The organism is Kineothrix alysoides, assembly GCF_000732725.1.
Taxonomy (GTDB): Bacteria; Bacillota; Clostridia; order Lachnospirales; family Lachnospiraceae; genus Kineothrix; species Kineothrix alysoides.
Map to the genome: position 1 here is coordinate 1,852,425 of NZ_JPNB01000001.1, position 13,920 is coordinate 1,866,344.

The 13,920-nt window shown below is 40.1% G+C and carries 16 protein-coding genes; 3 read left to right on the top strand and 13 right to left on the bottom strand.

What is annotated here, in order from left to right; translation table 11 throughout:
* Positions 1 to 74: 74 nt before the first annotated feature.
* The 11 genes from CC90_RS24195 to acnA all read right to left on the bottom strand — a co-directional run bounded on the left by CC90_RS24195 (position 75) and on the right by acnA (position 8,765).
* The gene (locus CC90_RS24195) at positions 75 to 224 is read right to left on the bottom strand and encodes a hypothetical protein (protein ID WP_157837543.1); all 150 of its coding nucleotides are present in this window, start codon (positions 222 to 224) and stop codon (positions 75 to 77) included.
* Between the two features lie 56 nt (positions 225 to 280).
* The gene (locus CC90_RS0108790) at positions 281 to 502 is read right to left on the bottom strand and encodes a hypothetical protein (protein WP_031390414.1); all 222 of its coding nucleotides are present in this window, start codon (positions 500 to 502) and stop codon (positions 281 to 283) included.
* A 20-nt stretch (positions 503 to 522) separates the two neighbouring features.
* Entirely contained in the window at positions 523 to 1,413 is an 891-nt protein-coding gene (locus tag CC90_RS0108795) for an XAC2610-related protein (protein ID WP_242843259.1), read from the bottom strand.
* Between the two features lie 156 nt (positions 1,414 to 1,569).
* Positions 1,570 to 2,193 carry a class I SAM-dependent methyltransferase gene (locus CC90_RS0108800; protein WP_031390416.1) on the bottom strand — a complete coding sequence of 208 codons (624 nt, stop codon included), beginning with the start codon at positions 2,191 to 2,193 and terminating at the stop codon, positions 1,570 to 1,572.
* A 117-nt stretch (positions 2,194 to 2,310) separates the two neighbouring features.
* A complete protein-coding gene (locus CC90_RS0108805; protein ID WP_031390417.1) occupies positions 2,311 to 2,934 on the bottom strand; it encodes a DUF6273 domain-containing protein in 624 nt (207 codons plus the stop codon).
* A 37-nt stretch (positions 2,935 to 2,971) separates the two neighbouring features.
* Positions 2,972 to 3,445: a peptide-methionine (S)-S-oxide reductase gene (locus tag CC90_RS0108810; protein ID WP_242843260.1), complete on the bottom strand. Its 474-nt coding sequence runs from the start codon at positions 3,443 to 3,445 to the stop codon at positions 2,972 to 2,974.
* A gap of 191 nt (positions 3,446 to 3,636) precedes the next feature.
* Complete coding sequence (locus CC90_RS0108815; protein WP_031390419.1) at positions 3,637 to 4,155, bottom strand: nitroreductase family protein; 519 nt, start codon at positions 4,153 to 4,155, stop codon at positions 3,637 to 3,639.
* A gap of 129 nt (positions 4,156 to 4,284) precedes the next feature.
* Entirely contained in the window at positions 4,285 to 5,007 is a 723-nt protein-coding gene (locus CC90_RS0108820) for a DUF5131 family protein (RefSeq protein ID WP_031390420.1), read from the bottom strand.
* A 78-nt stretch (positions 5,008 to 5,085) separates the two neighbouring features.
* Positions 5,086 to 5,559, bottom strand: coding sequence for a hypothetical protein (locus tag CC90_RS23035; protein WP_051869350.1), 474 nt, complete (start codon positions 5,557 to 5,559; stop codon positions 5,086 to 5,088).
* Entirely contained in the window at positions 5,552 to 6,031 is a 480-nt protein-coding gene (arr, locus tag CC90_RS0108830) for an NAD(+)--rifampin ADP-ribosyltransferase (RefSeq protein WP_081905924.1), read from the bottom strand. The genes CC90_RS23035 and arr overlap by 8 nt, the downstream gene beginning before the upstream one ends.
* 46 nt (positions 6,032 to 6,077) lie before the next feature.
* Positions 6,078 to 8,765 carry an aconitate hydratase AcnA gene (gene acnA / locus CC90_RS0108835; protein ID WP_031390423.1) on the bottom strand — a complete coding sequence of 896 codons (2,688 nt, stop codon included), beginning with the start codon at positions 8,763 to 8,765 and terminating at the stop codon, positions 6,078 to 6,080.
* A 689-nt stretch (positions 8,766 to 9,454) separates the two neighbouring features.
* Between acnA and CC90_RS0108845 the strand changes: the two genes are divergently transcribed.
* Positions 9,455 to 10,219, top strand: coding sequence for a hypothetical protein (locus tag CC90_RS0108845; RefSeq protein ID WP_031390424.1), 765 nt, complete (start codon positions 9,455 to 9,457; stop codon positions 10,217 to 10,219).
* A 164-nt stretch (positions 10,220 to 10,383) separates the two neighbouring features.
* On the opposite strand, the gene CC90_RS0108855 is transcribed toward CC90_RS0108845, so the two are convergent.
* On the bottom strand, positions 10,384 to 10,947 hold the full coding sequence (locus CC90_RS0108855) for a methyltransferase family protein (protein ID WP_031390425.1): 564 nt from the start codon (positions 10,945 to 10,947) through the stop codon (positions 10,384 to 10,386).
* A gap of 848 nt (positions 10,948 to 11,795) precedes the next feature.
* On the opposite strand from CC90_RS0108855, the gene CC90_RS0108860 reads away from it, so the two are divergent.
* Positions 11,796 to 12,140: an ArsR/SmtB family transcription factor gene (locus tag CC90_RS0108860; protein WP_031390426.1), complete on the top strand. Its 345-nt coding sequence runs from the start codon at positions 11,796 to 11,798 to the stop codon at positions 12,138 to 12,140.
* Between the two features lie 110 nt (positions 12,141 to 12,250).
* Positions 12,251 to 13,042: an EFR1 family ferrodoxin gene (locus tag CC90_RS0108865; protein WP_031390427.1), complete on the top strand. Its 792-nt coding sequence runs from the start codon at positions 12,251 to 12,253 to the stop codon at positions 13,040 to 13,042.
* A 48-nt stretch (positions 13,043 to 13,090) separates the two neighbouring features.
* On the opposite strand, the gene CC90_RS0108870 is transcribed toward CC90_RS0108865, so the two are convergent.
* Entirely contained in the window at positions 13,091 to 13,795 is a 705-nt protein-coding gene (locus tag CC90_RS0108870) for an MBL fold metallo-hydrolase (RefSeq protein WP_081905925.1), read from the bottom strand.
* Positions 13,796 to 13,920 lie beyond the last annotated feature (125 nt).

Below are 13,920 nucleotides of genomic sequence, written 5' to 3' on the forward strand. Positions count from 1 at the left end.
CCTGAAAAAGAATTATTTATCTAATTCTTTCCAGAGAGAAGCCATTTATTTCCAAAGACACAACTTATTTTACACTACCAAACAATATCTCCATGTTTATCAATTTGATTCAACAGCTCGTTATCTTCAATGGAAAATGCCGATGCTTTCGTATCATATTCCTGCAAAATTTTTTCTATACAATATTTCGAATTGCCTGTTCCGCTAAAATATACCCCTATCATAACCATTCTCCAAATTCGTAATTTTTCATCTATTAATCATTCCGATAACTAAGCACTTATTGAAATAATACGATAAAACCTGTGATAATCCAAACCATTCCAAATATGTATATGAAATATACCGGGCTATTATCTTCTATAACTTCATCATCTTCTATATGTATTGAAATCCCGGGGGCTCTGCCAAATATTCTTATAAATGTTTGGGCTAAATTCCCTTCATGCAATTCATTATATTTAAAATTTACACGCTCTCCACGTACATACTTTTCGTTCACACCAAAGCTTCTTTTTGTTCTTATTCCTCACCCAGCCATTGATCGGCATGGTGACCGCCGAGCCAATACCAATGTGGGTGGTCTAATTGCCACAGCTCGCTTTTTTTATAATATTCCCGCTCCCTTTCAAGCATTTGATCATCGTCTCGATAAGATACTTCACGGACAATCTCCATTTTTCCGTTTATAAGCTCACTTTCCACTAATCCGTACGGACCGGTATCCAAGTCATTCGTAACCACATATTCACCATCTATAAATTTATAAATCCTGCCGCCCCAATATGCTGCACCTGAGCCTCCGGCTGAATAGATACACTCTTTCTCCGCATCAAATGCGGGATTACAAATTTCAGCAAATGATTTTGATGCTGCGAACGACAATGTTTTCGGGTTCCACAGCCAACAGTCATACCATGTATTGCTATGCGCACCCCCAAAAGAGTTCAGGATAATCACATCCTTATATCCATCGAAGTTCACATCTGTAACGTGAAGTCCCATTGTGTCCATCATTCCATTGTAGACGTAGTAACCGACTACCTCGCCATCCAAAATCTCCGAAAAATCTGCCGATAGGATGGATTCGCCGTTTTCATCATAGACATTAAGGCCCATAACATAGCCGTACATCCATTCATCCTCTCCCTGCACCACCCCTGTCGCCACAAAACGATATTCAGGAATACTCTCATGCAAGCGGGCCTGAATTTCGTATGTCTGTAGTCCCGGCAAGGGATCAAGCGTGTCCGTCGGCTCTAAGGTAAGGGAAGGTGTGGGCGATTCGGTACCCCTTTCCTCGACACCTGAAGCATCGGATACACTTTTCGTCTCGCCCGCCGGAGAAACATCACAGCCGCTTATCCCCAGAAAAAATATAAGCAAAGTCAAAACATAGATACTTTTTTTCATATTATTCACCCTTTATTATATAAATAATCCACAGTTCAACGCTACTCGACAAATTCCGGTTTGTCCATATTACGGAATAACTCAATCAAATCCTGATCTTTCTTTTAAAATCATCAGGATTATCTATGATCTGTCAGGGGCTGGACTGCTACTTTATTATGCCTTTCGTTTAGATAGTTCAAATACGCAACTATAGTCACAATGATATTCATTCAAAATATCATATCCATTTGAACGAAAGTAACGTGCTTTATCTATTTTAAAGAATTTCTTAAAAGGCTTAGGCTCCAATATTTTAATTGGGAGAAAAAGAAGCTGTTTTAATAAACTATTTGATTCTTCCCATTCAAGTACTATCAATTTTCCATTTTCCTTAAGCAAACGATAGCCTTCTTTTAATATCTTTGACGCAAGGGCTTCCTCTATTTCATGCAATACCAAACCCAAAATAATAAAATCAAAACTATTATTATCAAAGCTGGTTCCCGTGGCATCCCCGTTGATAATAGATACACTATAAATATTATTTTTTTCGATTTTTTCTTTTGCAATCTCCAGCATCTCAGCGGATATATCTAACCCAATAATTTTAACATTCCTGTGCCTTTCCGCTATTTCAATACTATTCCCCATAGTTCCGCAACACATATCTAAAACAGTTGACTTTGTATCCGGTATTAGTTCCAGTATAGCTTTGCGAGGGTTAATCCCTCCTTTCGTAAAATATATGACATCTATTAAATCATAAATTTTAGAAAGTAATTTATATGTTATTTTCATTAGCAACTCCCACAATTTCCTATTTTCTCGTTTATCTCAGTTTGAAAAATCTATATTTTTTTATTGGTACTCCTCAGCAGCTTCATCGGACCACTTGAAAAGTGCCCTCAAGATTTATCATTCCAAGCTCAGCCACAGAGCGGGACGAACTCCGCCGCTGTTATCGCCGGTTAAAGGATGAATCGTGTTGCTGCTGTAACGGAAGGTGCCGTTTCCCTGAATGCCTACATTGCCGTCACCGTGGATATATACGGCTCTTCTATTGTCACGCCCGGGTGAACGGAGCCACCACCACCATATATACCCATCGAATGAGGATCTTCGCTTGTCGTTGTTTTCATCTTTCTTTTGAAACCAGTATCGTTGCTTGGCGCTGCGGTTATCAAGGTTTTTACTGCTGTCACCGAAATATTTGCACACTACTTCTTCAATATCTAAAAGAAATATGTAATCTAGAGTATCTTCTCCTCCTTTTGAACCGTACCACTGATTGTCGTGGTTTTTGTTCAATACCGAAAGGATTCTTGACTGTTCAGCCTCGGTGAATTTGTTATAAAACTCACCGTTAAGATATTTTCTTAGCGAGCAGTCAGCCCATGTCACATCACCAGCGCAATTATTATAGGGTTGTTGTCCGATCATGTATTCAGTTATCATCAAGGCCGCTTTGCCTTGTATATCGAGAATACGCCACTGATAACCGCCAAATGGCACACTTGAGCCGATATTAAACTCTCTCATTCTCTTTCTCCCCGTACTAATATAAATTTTCTGTGGATTATGAATATTTGTGTAACAAATCTTTAGGGATGTGGCAATAGTCATTAGGGCACCTATCTAATCTATCTTGATGCTCCTCTGCACTTTTAACGTAATTTACCAGCGGAAGAACCTCCACTACAATTTTATCCCTATCCGCTCTTTTTGCTATATAATTCTTCGCTTCTTCCAAATGTTGAGGCATTTTACTATATACGCCTGTGCGATATTTTTTTCCCTCATCATTACCCTGTTTATTTACACTGTAAGGATCTATAATCTCAAAAAAATAGTCCATGAGTTGAGAAATAGTTACAATTTCAGAGTCAAATTCTGTTTTTACGCATTCAGCATAACCATCATACTCGCCTTCAAGAGTATTTGAATAACCATTTACTCTTCCTGCTTGAGTATGAATGACACCCTTTAATGTTTTGATAAATGCCTGTACCCCCCATAGGCAGCCACCTGCAAAATATATTGTTTCTATCATAGCATTCACCTGTTTTCTTTTGTCAAATATAAATAATGTGCAGTTCAATCTTCCCCATAAATTAGAATTTGTATATTAGTAAGGCTCACTATGTTGATGAGCCTAATGCAATATACTATTATAGCATTTGCCGCACTAGCAGCAATGCCTCTTTTGTGACAAGACCTTATCTTGGTCTGACTTGGTCGTAATTAATAAGTCTCTGTATGAATCTTTGTCAGGTCTACTTCGTCTAATTTATGTACAGGTCTTATCCCGCTCGGATATCCCACTGCAATAATAGAAAGCACTGCCATATGCTCCGGAATCCCAAGGAGCTTACGCACATATTCTTCACTGCTCATTCCCTGATTGGATTCTCTTAAACGAATCTGCACCCAGCAGGAGCCAAGCCCTAAGCTCTCTGCTTCCAACTGCATAACGATAGAGGCTATAGAGGCATCCTCTATCCATGTATCGGTTTTCTGTGTATTGCCCAATATCACAATAGCAAGAGGTGTTTCCGGTAAAAACGGCTGATTTGGATTCCGGCAGTTACCAAGTTTTTGAAGTGTTTCTTTATTTTCGATAACTATAAATTCCCATGGGCGGGTACTCTTCCCTGTAGGTGCGAGCTGTGCTGCCTGAAGAAGCTTTTCCTTTTTCTCCTCTTCTACAGCCTTATCTTCAAATTTCCGGCAGCTTCTCCTTGCAAGCAGCATTTCTAACATAAAATTCTCCTCACTTTCTAATATGTTGTTACCATCAAATTCTGATTTGCCCGTTTCGCTTTATGCTAATTACAGGAAGTTAAAAATAGTTCTACTCGTAGTATCTGTCAAGGGTGAATACCTGCTATTTCAAAACAATTTCTTTCCGTTTAAAATGCTTATGTCAAGTTCACGTGCAATGCTCCCTTGCTTAAACGGATTTATTTTTTCTACCGTACCATCTCGCTTAAAAAATGTTCCTGTTCCTTTGAACCAAAATGTAACATTTGCTTTTACACATTGTTCCCGAATATCCAGCACCCAACCGTAATCACATTCACGGGCATCACGTCCGCTTTCGCCGCTGACCGTAACATGTTCAATCCCATGAAGATAGGCTGACAAATTAATCGATTCCAAAATTGGAGAACAAGCAATAAAACGACGTTTTATTGGATAAGACAGAAACAAAGGAAGACGATAATCTGCTAAAGATTGATTCTCAACTGTGCAACCTATACTTACATTGTCATAGCCGTCACCCCAATCGGAGGGCAATGAAACGGGGAATCGGTCAATTCGTTTGGTCAAAATCAGAAAATTAATATCGCTCCTTTGTTTTATCATGCTCCAAGCATCCTTGCGCCACTCATCAGCTTCGGGTAGAAAAAAGTCAGTAGCAAAACAAGTTGCAAGGATTTTATTCCCCTTAATATTGTATTCACCCTTAGTGTTTGTCCTTACAGGCCAATCAAATTTATCTGTTTTCTGTATGGTGTTTTGACCGCAGCGTTTTGCATGTGGTCCATAAAAATAGCAATATGTGCATCCATCACTAATCTGATAACATCCTGTCCACGGTTCCCAATTCATGTTCTCGTTCCTTTCACTAAACAGCTAAATTCTAATGTATCTGACTTATCAACGTTAACTTCCTATTTATGTACTTGATCACTCATATTTCGGTGCCATAACATAGTCGCAATATTTTAGTTCTTCAAACCATCCATCGCGCCACATGGAGTATGTATCATCATTATACATTCTTTGAATTTCCTTTTTCCATTTTTGGGGATTAGAATAATATTTTAGAAACACTTCATCGGAAGTATTACATATCTTTTTCATCTTGTTTTCATATAACCCCTTAGAAAACTTACCTGTTTTGGTGAAATATGAAAAAATACAATTATAATGAGCATTTGTTAATACCCATACCACATTATTACCTGATATATAGGGAAAGTACTTATTCTTTTTGAGCAGATGGAATAAATCTTCATATGTTGCTTCATTATCTAAATAAAATATCTTTGTGCGGTCATCAATATCATCAACTGAACAAACACTGTCCCGATCAACCTTTATTCTCAACTTAGTCACCTCTGCTGCTTGGAATTTGTTCACTATCTTGTAATCAGTCATTTATCGCCTCAATGCCGAGACATCTGAGTTCCTCAAGATAATCCTGCATTTTCTGGAGCGTCTCCGGGGAGTGTCCTTCCCATTCCAAGACTTCACCTACTACACGCAAGGGATATTGGGTTCGATAGGATCTGGTCGGGTTCCCCGGAAACTTCTTGTCCGTCAGATTAGGATCATTCTCGAAAGTACCGGTGGGCTCCACACAATAAATATGACCAGAACCTTCGCCTGCTGCAAGTTCTGCTCCCCACACGGCCGCATCCAAGGTAGCAGTCAGATAGACATAGTTGGCCTTCTTTCGCTCACCATAGTTAGAGCTATAGCCGGTCTCCAGCAAGTCCCCTATCTTCAAATCAACTTTTGTACCGTGGTAGAAAGGTCCGGCATCCAAGACTGTGCCACCTTGTAGTTGAGTTGTCAATTCCGCCGCTTCCTCTTTGCTTGTTTCAATCAGCTCTCTTTTTTTATTCATACTAAATCCCCATATAAATTCCTATTTGTTCTCATCATGGAATAACTCAATCAAATCCTGCTCTTTGTTTTAAAATCATCGGCAAAATACCATCATTTTGATAGTATCGTATATCCGCTTCCGAATCGAAACGAACTACCACTTCAAATTCAAGCAACCTTCCATCCGGCCGTTTGGCAGTAACCTGTACATGTTCTCTCACCCCGGGATTTGCAGGCAGGTGAACGGTAAAAGCTTCTTCACCAGTCAAGCCAAGCGTTGCAGCCGTCTGATGCGACAGGTACTCCAGTGGCAGTACCCCCATCATCACTAAATTAGAACGATGAATCCGCTCATACGACTCGGCAATAACAGCCCTGACACCCAAGAGCTTTATTCCCTTTGCCGCCCAATCTCTGGAGGAACCCATACCGTAATCCTTACCGGCCAAAATCAACAATCCGGTTCCATTTTGCCGGTAAAGACAGCTCGCATCGTAAATACTCATAATCTCACCGGTAGGAAGATAACGGGTAAAGCTGCCCTCTTTTCCGTCAGCCAACTCATTATGCAGACGGGTATTAGCCAGTGTACCACGAAGCATTACATGGTGATTGCCTCTGCGGGATCCATAGGAATTAAAATCCTTTTGTTCCACACCATGCTCCTGCAGGTAAGCTCCGGCAGAAGAGTTTACCGCAATAGTACCTGCGGGTGAAATATGGTCGGTCGTAACAGAATCTCCCAGCTTGGCAAGCACCTTCAGGTTGTTCAGATGAACGGCGGTCTCCTTGCCGGCGGTTAAATCCTCGAAATAAGGGGGATTCGCAATATAGGTGGAATTCTCTTCCCAATTGTATGTGTGAGAACCTGTAATTACAATATCGTTCCAACGTTGATTTCCACTATAAACCTCATCATATGCCTTACGATAGCTTTCTGATGTAACGTACATTCTGACCTGCCTGTCGATTTCCTCCGTTGTGGGCCAAATATCATCTAAATAAACTTTTTCTCCGTCAGCATTCACTCCAATCGGATCAACCGCCAGATTTATGCGTAGATTACCAGCCAGTGCATAAGCAATCACCAGCAGAGGAGAACCGAGATAGTTGGCCTTAATAAGGGGATGAATACGGCCCTCAAAGTTACGGTTGCCGCTTAGCACCGCACCGGACACCAGATTGGATACTTTCAAGGCTGCCTCAATTTCAGGTTTTAACGGCCCTGAGTTACCAATGCAAGTGGTACAGCCGTAAGCCACAATATGAAATCCAAGCTTTTCCAGATATGGAATCAGCCCGGAACTTTCCAAATAACGGGTTACTGCCTGTGAACCAGGTGCAAAAGAGGTTTTCACTTTTGGAGAAACTGTCAGTCCTTTTTCCACCGCCTTTTTAGCCATCAAAGCGGCGCCGAACAAGACTGTGGGATTCGAGGTATTGGTACAACTGGTGATGGCTGCAATCAAAACATCGCCTGTTTTCAAAATATCTTTTCTTCCGTCCAGTTCAAACACATATTCCTTTTCCAGCTCGTCTTCCCCAAGCCCAAACCCATGATTCCCCATCGGACTGACAATGGCGTGTTCAAATGACTTCGCCAACTGATCCATCGGTACCAAATCCTGTGGACGCTTCGGACCGGAAAGGCTGGTCATCAGATGAGAAAGATCTACCTCAATCACCTTGCTGTACTCCACAGTATCATTTGAATCATAGAATAAGTGATTCACCTTCAGATAAGCGGATATCTTTTCAATTTCTTCCGGGTTTCGCCCTGTCAGTTCCAAATAACGGAGAGTTTCAGCATCCGGAGGGCAATAACCACAGGTGGAGCCATATTCGGGCGCCATGTTTGCAATGGTAGCACGATCAGCAAGCGAAAGGCTTTCATATCCTTCGCCAAAATACTCCACAAATTTTCCTACCACATGATTCTCACGCAGTACATGCGTAATCTCCAGCGCCAAATCGGTTGCCACAACACCGGCAGGCATGCGGTTTATCAGGCGCACGCCAATTACTTCGGGCATTGGGAACACGGAAGGCTCACCCAGCATACAAGCCTCCGCTTCTATTCCGCCAACGCCCCATCCAAGCACACCCAGACCGTTGATCATCGTGGTATGAGAATCGGTGCCGAAAACCGAATCCGGCTGAAGAAAGAGCGCATTCTCTATTTTCTTCTCAATGACTACCGGAGAAAGATATTCAATGTTGATTTGGTGAACAATGCCGGTATCCGGCGGAACAACCCGCAGATTCGAAAACTCCTTCTGAGCCCATTTCAGCATCTGGTAGCGTTCCATATTTCGTTCAAATTCCAGCCTTGTGTTGCCAATCGCTGCACGATCATTACCGGCCATATCAATTTGTACGGAGTGGTCAATGATAAGGTCTACCGGGATTTCGGGATTAATCTTACTTTCCTTCAGCCCCAGCCTAACAGCGGCATCGCGCATAGAGGCCAAATCGACAATGCAAGGTATCCCGGTATAATCCTGCAGCAAAATTCTGGACGGATAAAACTCGATTTCAGAGTTGATATTTTCTTTCCAGTTTAAGACCTTTGAAACATTGATCCTTAATTCTTCCTCCGACTTAGAATTTCTTATGACATTCTCGAGTACAACACGAATCGAATACGGGATTTTCTTCAAGTCAGTACGAAACTCTTCCGCTGCCTTTTCTAAATCGCAATATTCATACTCCTGTTTTTTTACCCGAAGCTTTGAGTTAAAAAAATGACGCAATTCATTTTCCCTCCTTCTCAAAATTATTGCCGCCTGATTTATCAATACTAGCACGCACCGTTAAATACAGCATAAGCAATAAGATCTTGTCCTTCCTTGTCATTTTACCATAGTTTCTAAAATCATCCAACAATGTTTCCCCGGCACAAGGTACCGGGTTGTTTTGAAAATATGACTATCTATACGATACGCCAAAGCCTTACCATAAAAACTATGCTTATTCCCACTCTTGTTTCTAAATATTTAATAAAAAGCTATTCCGGATGAATCTCACCTACTGTTGAGGATTCGTAACGAATTGTTCTGTCTTTATAAGCAGTACCAATTTTTTGATATTTCCGATATATTAAAGAAGATAGTTTGACCCTGCGTAAATCCCTATGCGGGCTGCAAATTAAATATAATACTTTTTCTTCATAGCAATAAAAGTGTCCCCCAAAAGCAGAAAAGTAATTAAATTAATTAATCACTTTTCATGCGGTATAAGATGTAATTTATTTATGAGTCTGCATGTATAGTATGAAATTTGCGTACACGAGTGCACCTTCAACAGAGGCTTTGTTTTGTAAAACTCAATATGTAAACATTAAAAACAGGGTATAAAAAACTTGATATTCCTTATTAATAAATTATAATTTGATATATAAGCAATTCGCATACATGGAGGGGAAATTGAAAGAGGGATATCAATGAAAAAAATGAAAATTATATCAATATTAATGATTATCCTTGTTATTACAGGATGCGGTCAAAAAAATGCAGAAGGAGAAATCGAAGCCCCGAAAGTAACAGTTCTTGAAGAACGGGAAGCAACAGAATCACCGAAAGTTGATATACCGGATAACGAAACAAAAAAGAGTAGGCCAGAAGAAATATTGAGCCCAAGCAAGGATGAGGTACTAAGTAAGAGGGCACAAGTTCTTGATGGCATGAGTGACGAAGAAATCGACGATATGAATCAGGTTATCAAAGATATCAATATTGAATTCGAGCGGGCAATTATGTGGGACAACTGTTTGGTAAGATTGAGCGATCCGGAAGATATGCTGTGGAACTTGCTGAGTAACACCGGTGAAGTACAAATAGGATGGGCCTATGAAGAGGAAGCCTTGAAGATAAAGAAAAATACTGAACTATCAGAAGACGAGTTCAATAAACAGTACGGTACAAAAGTCATACAATATAATGAATATACTGCTGAGGACTTCATTGTATGTATGGAAAAATTGCGCGAAAGCACAAATTGTGAGGACTTAAAAAAAGATTTTGATCAACTGATAGATAATATGGAAAAGGCCGAAGAAACCCATAATGTAGAATATATAGAAGCGATATATAAAATTGTGCATGATATGGATTATTTTTTGCTCCGTTATGGTCCTGAAGATGTAGGCAAATATACAAAAGACAGTTCAACAGTCGATAAATACTATGGTGCATTGAATGTGTATTAAGAGATTATAAATTATGCAGATAAGTGCTACCACTTTTGTTAATTAATAATTCCGGCATATCTTTATCTCCTTTTTTGTTTTTAACCGGTCAGGCACATAAAGGAGGTTATGATATGAAAATGCGGCGCTGCTTATTCGTGGCGGTAAGACTTGCAGCGGCCGAATTATAGAAACCGCCTGACTCTTTTACAGTATTCCATATACTTTTCACCGTATATCTTTTTCAGCGATTGTTCCTCAAGCCGGATTTGGCGATTGAAAAGCCATATACCGGTAAAAACATAAATCAATATTATCCAATTCGGAATAATCAAAAATATTCCTATCAGGACCAACCCGAATGCTGAATATATTGGATTACGACTGATAGAAAATGCTCCCGTGGTCACTAGCTCTCCGGGATGATCTTCGTCCAAACCGACACGAAAGCTTTTTCCAAATGAAATCAGAGCATATATAAATAATAAAATACCCATTACGCATACGGCCACGCCTATCCAGCCAACCAATTCATTATTAAATAATTCAGCTCCGATTTGCGGTAAGCCAAACGCGCTTGCGAATACAATGTAAAATAACAGTAAGGCGAACGGCGGAATTAAAAAATCCTTTTTATCCATCTCTCCAAATTGAATAGCCTTTATCCCCAATTTTTTTAATTGGAAAGCCCGTGATAAAACGAGTGCTACAAGCAAAAACAATGCCGCTACCGCAATATATCCGGTCATATCATTTCCTCCTCTTTATGATAAAATAAGCAAACCCTTCGTCAATGATCCAATACCTCTAAACGTTTCCATTAAACAGTATCCATATTTTCCTTATACCCTGTTGCCGCAATGCTGATGGCCGCTAAAGGGAGCTTATCCGGGACTTCCCCTGCAGCGCATTGTCAAAAAATCCTCCGAATATACACTCATACCAACCTCACGACTCCGCAGGCTAAAATGAATGCCGAAGTATATGATAAAACTCAAGAATAAAAGCAGACATTAAATAATCTTATTTTCTCTGAAATGAATTGCTATTTTGATGGCTTCCCGAATAATTCTACGACCAAAATTATGACGCCCATCAAAAGAATAATCGATCCAAAAACAAAGGGTAACCCTAGATTTAAACTTAAATTCACTTCGTTGACGCGATTAGGCGTTCCGAAGACAGCGTACCAGAACTTTGAGCCGGTCCAACTGGTTATTAATCCTTCCCCGTTACATAAATGCTCTCACACAATCCGCCTTTTATGTACACCCTCTCTTCTATAAGAGCAAAAGCAGCAATCTGCCTTCACTAATTCTTCACCGTCCATATTAATGCTTATATTATAACCGAGATTATTGAACTTGTGTAGTAATACCATATACTATTTCGTATCTATTTTTGAATTCTTTCTATTGGTACGGTTTATTGTCATGCCCTAATCTATACGGGGCTTTTGCCCCGCCGAGGAAACACCATCAACCATTATGTGCATCATGCGTCGGACACAGTCATTCATCGGAAAATTCAATAATATTTGAAACACTTGACAGATGCATGAGTGTGCATATATAATTACAAATAGGACGGTGAGGATATGGGAAAAAAATATGACCCGCAGGCATGTGGCAAACTGATACAGGATAATATTGATTTTGAATTCTTCAAGACACTATTAGATCCGGTACGCACGGAGATTTTAGTTTATCTTGTCTCTAATGGGACTAAGAACATAAAAGAAATAGCGGAAAATTTTTCACAAGACCGTTCTGTTATATCACGGCATTTGGATTTAATGTACCGCTATGGCATAGTGGATAAAACCAAGGAAAACCGTAATATCTACTATGAAGCGAATAACATTTTTGTCATAGATAAATTTGACCAGACTATAAACAACATTAAAAATTTATTATCATTGACGAACAAATCAAAGGAATAAAACAGGCAGAAATGCCTTTTTTATCTGTAATATATGTGCAAATATGTGCATATTAGCTCATTGTAATCAAACTGAAATACAAAACAAACAAGTAGAAAGGATATTGCATTATGAGTAAGAACATTATTTTCGTTTTTTCAGGAACAGGTAACAGCCTGTGGGCAGCAAAAGAAATAGCAAAGGAGTTGGGAGACTGCGAGATTACGACCATGGGCAGCAATGAAAAGCCTTCATTGCCGGAGGGATACGACAGCATTGGCTTTGTCTACCCTACCTATGCAGGGGGAATGCCAAAACGAGTAAAGGAGTTTGTTTCACATCTCGATTTGCGTAATAACAAGGATGCCTATTTCTTTGCGGTCGCAACTTGCGGGAGAATATCCAGAGCTCAAAACGTCGTTACACAGATGCGCAATTTGCTGAAGCATAAAGGTATTAAGCTTAGCTACGGAGAACGCCTTGATATGTTTTCCAACTATGTCGTCGGGTATGAAATGCGCGATACGGTCAGAGAGGAAGCAGATCAATCAGCTGCCGATATAAAACCAATGATTGAGAGCATCAAAATTCATATGACAAATAACGGGAATACACTTCTAACCCCAAGACAACTTACTTCAATAGGGTTTATGCACATTGTGCCAAATATGGATAAAAATTTCAATGTGTCCGACGCTTGTACAAGCTGCGGCATTTGTGAGAAAGTTTGTCCGGTGGGCAACATCGAGCTGGAAAGGGATGCAAAGCCATGTTTTGAGCATCACTGCGAACAGTGCTTGGCCTGTATTCAATGCTGCCCAAGCAAGGCAATCAATTATAAAGACAAAACGCAGTACAGAAAAAGGTATATCCACCCCGATATTTCATGGAAAGAACTTGCGGAATTGAACAAAAAAGGATAACGCTTTTATCCCCCGATGCGTAACACAAATTCAGATAATATCACACTCTTAAATGATTTCCGTAAAACTGAACGGGCTGCCGTGACCCGGATAAACGGTTTCTATGGTCAAATTTCTTAGTCTGTTGATACTATCGGCTAATTGTGGAAAATCGCCGGCATTAGGAGATGGACTTGGCTTGCCGGTGCTTGCAAACGTATCACCGGCAATCAAGTCCCCGCTTTTTGTCAGAATTGCAATAGACCCCTTGGTATGGCCGGGTACATGAATAACCTCTGCGTCAAAACCATATGGCGACAAATCAAAACCATCTTCCAACAAGACGTCCGGGGAAAACCTCTCGAATTCGTCAAGCATTCTGCAAGTGACTTTTGTTATAAAATCCTTGTATTGCAGAAACATTTGTTGCAATTCCAAAGAGTCATATTGATAACTCTCCATCCATTTTTCTAATGTCGGATTCTCAACTAATTCCCTGTCACCATCGTTCATGGCTATTTTAGTTTTGAAATGTTCTCTTAGATATGCGGCATTACATGAATGGTCGTTATCGCCGTGAGTTAATACGATTAGGCTAAGATTATTCTTTGTACAACCGGCGGCTTCAAGCTCCTTTAACAAAAGCTCGCGCCGGTTTGTGAACTGCTGATCCATGGCGGTATGGCCACCAGTGTCAAACAAAATGAAATTGTTCATACACTTAACAAGATAACTATTTACACCATTCAAATCAATTCGGCTAATCTCTGACATTATTTATTCCTCCCTTTGCATCAACTCTGATAATGGTTTGCCGACCCGGATATGCCGGCACCATCGGATAAATTGATGGTCGCGAATTTCGGGTGGCAGTTTATAAAAAAAGTAAACTTTTGCTA

What these genes read in the sequence shown, in the direction of transcription:
- CC90_RS0108820 (WP_031390420.1), bottom strand. Translation starts at nt 5,007, where the DNA reads ATGAATTGGGAACCGTGGACAGGATGTTATCAGATTAGTGATGGATGC.
- CC90_RS0108860 (WP_031390426.1), top strand. Translation starts at nt 11,796, where the DNA reads ATGGGAAAAAAATATGACCCGCAGGCATGTGGCAAACTGATACAGGAT.
- CC90_RS0108805 (WP_031390417.1), bottom strand. Translation starts at nt 2,934, where the DNA reads ATGAGAGAGTTTAATATCGGCTCAAGTGTGCCATTTGGCGGTTATCAG.
- arr (WP_081905924.1), bottom strand. Translation starts at nt 6,031, where the DNA reads ATGAATAAAAAAAGAGAGCTGATTGAAACAAGCAAAGAGGAAGCGGCG.
- CC90_RS0108815 (WP_031390419.1), bottom strand. Translation starts at nt 4,155, where the DNA reads ATGTTAGAAATGCTGCTTGCAAGGAGAAGCTGCCGGAAATTTGAAGAT.
- CC90_RS0108810 (WP_242843260.1), bottom strand. Translation starts at nt 3,445, where the DNA reads ATGATAGAAACAATATATTTTGCAGGTGGCTGCCTATGGGGGGTACAG.
- CC90_RS0108865 (WP_031390427.1), top strand. Translation starts at nt 12,251, where the DNA reads ATGAGTAAGAACATTATTTTCGTTTTTTCAGGAACAGGTAACAGCCTG.
- CC90_RS0108870 (WP_081905925.1), bottom strand. Translation starts at nt 13,795, where the DNA reads ATGTCAGAGATTAGCCGAATTGATTTGAATGGTGTAAATAGTTATCTT.
- CC90_RS0108800 (WP_031390416.1), bottom strand. Translation starts at nt 2,193, where the DNA reads ATGAAAATAACATATAAATTACTTTCTAAAATTTATGATTTAATAGAT.
- CC90_RS24195 (WP_157837543.1), bottom strand. Translation starts at nt 224, where the DNA reads ATGATAGGGGTATATTTTAGCGGAACAGGCAATTCGAAATATTGTATA.
- CC90_RS23035 (WP_051869350.1), bottom strand. Translation starts at nt 5,559, where the DNA reads ATGACTGATTACAAGATAGTGAACAAATTCCAAGCAGCAGAGGTGACT.
- CC90_RS0108795 (WP_242843259.1), bottom strand. Translation starts at nt 1,413, where the DNA reads ATGAAAAAAAGTATCTATGTTTTGACTTTGCTTATATTTTTTCTGGGG.
- CC90_RS0108845 (WP_031390424.1), top strand. Translation starts at nt 9,455, where the DNA reads ATGAAAAAAATGAAAATTATATCAATATTAATGATTATCCTTGTTATT.
- CC90_RS0108855 (WP_031390425.1), bottom strand. Translation starts at nt 10,947, where the DNA reads ATGACCGGATATATTGCGGTAGCGGCATTGTTTTTGCTTGTAGCACTC.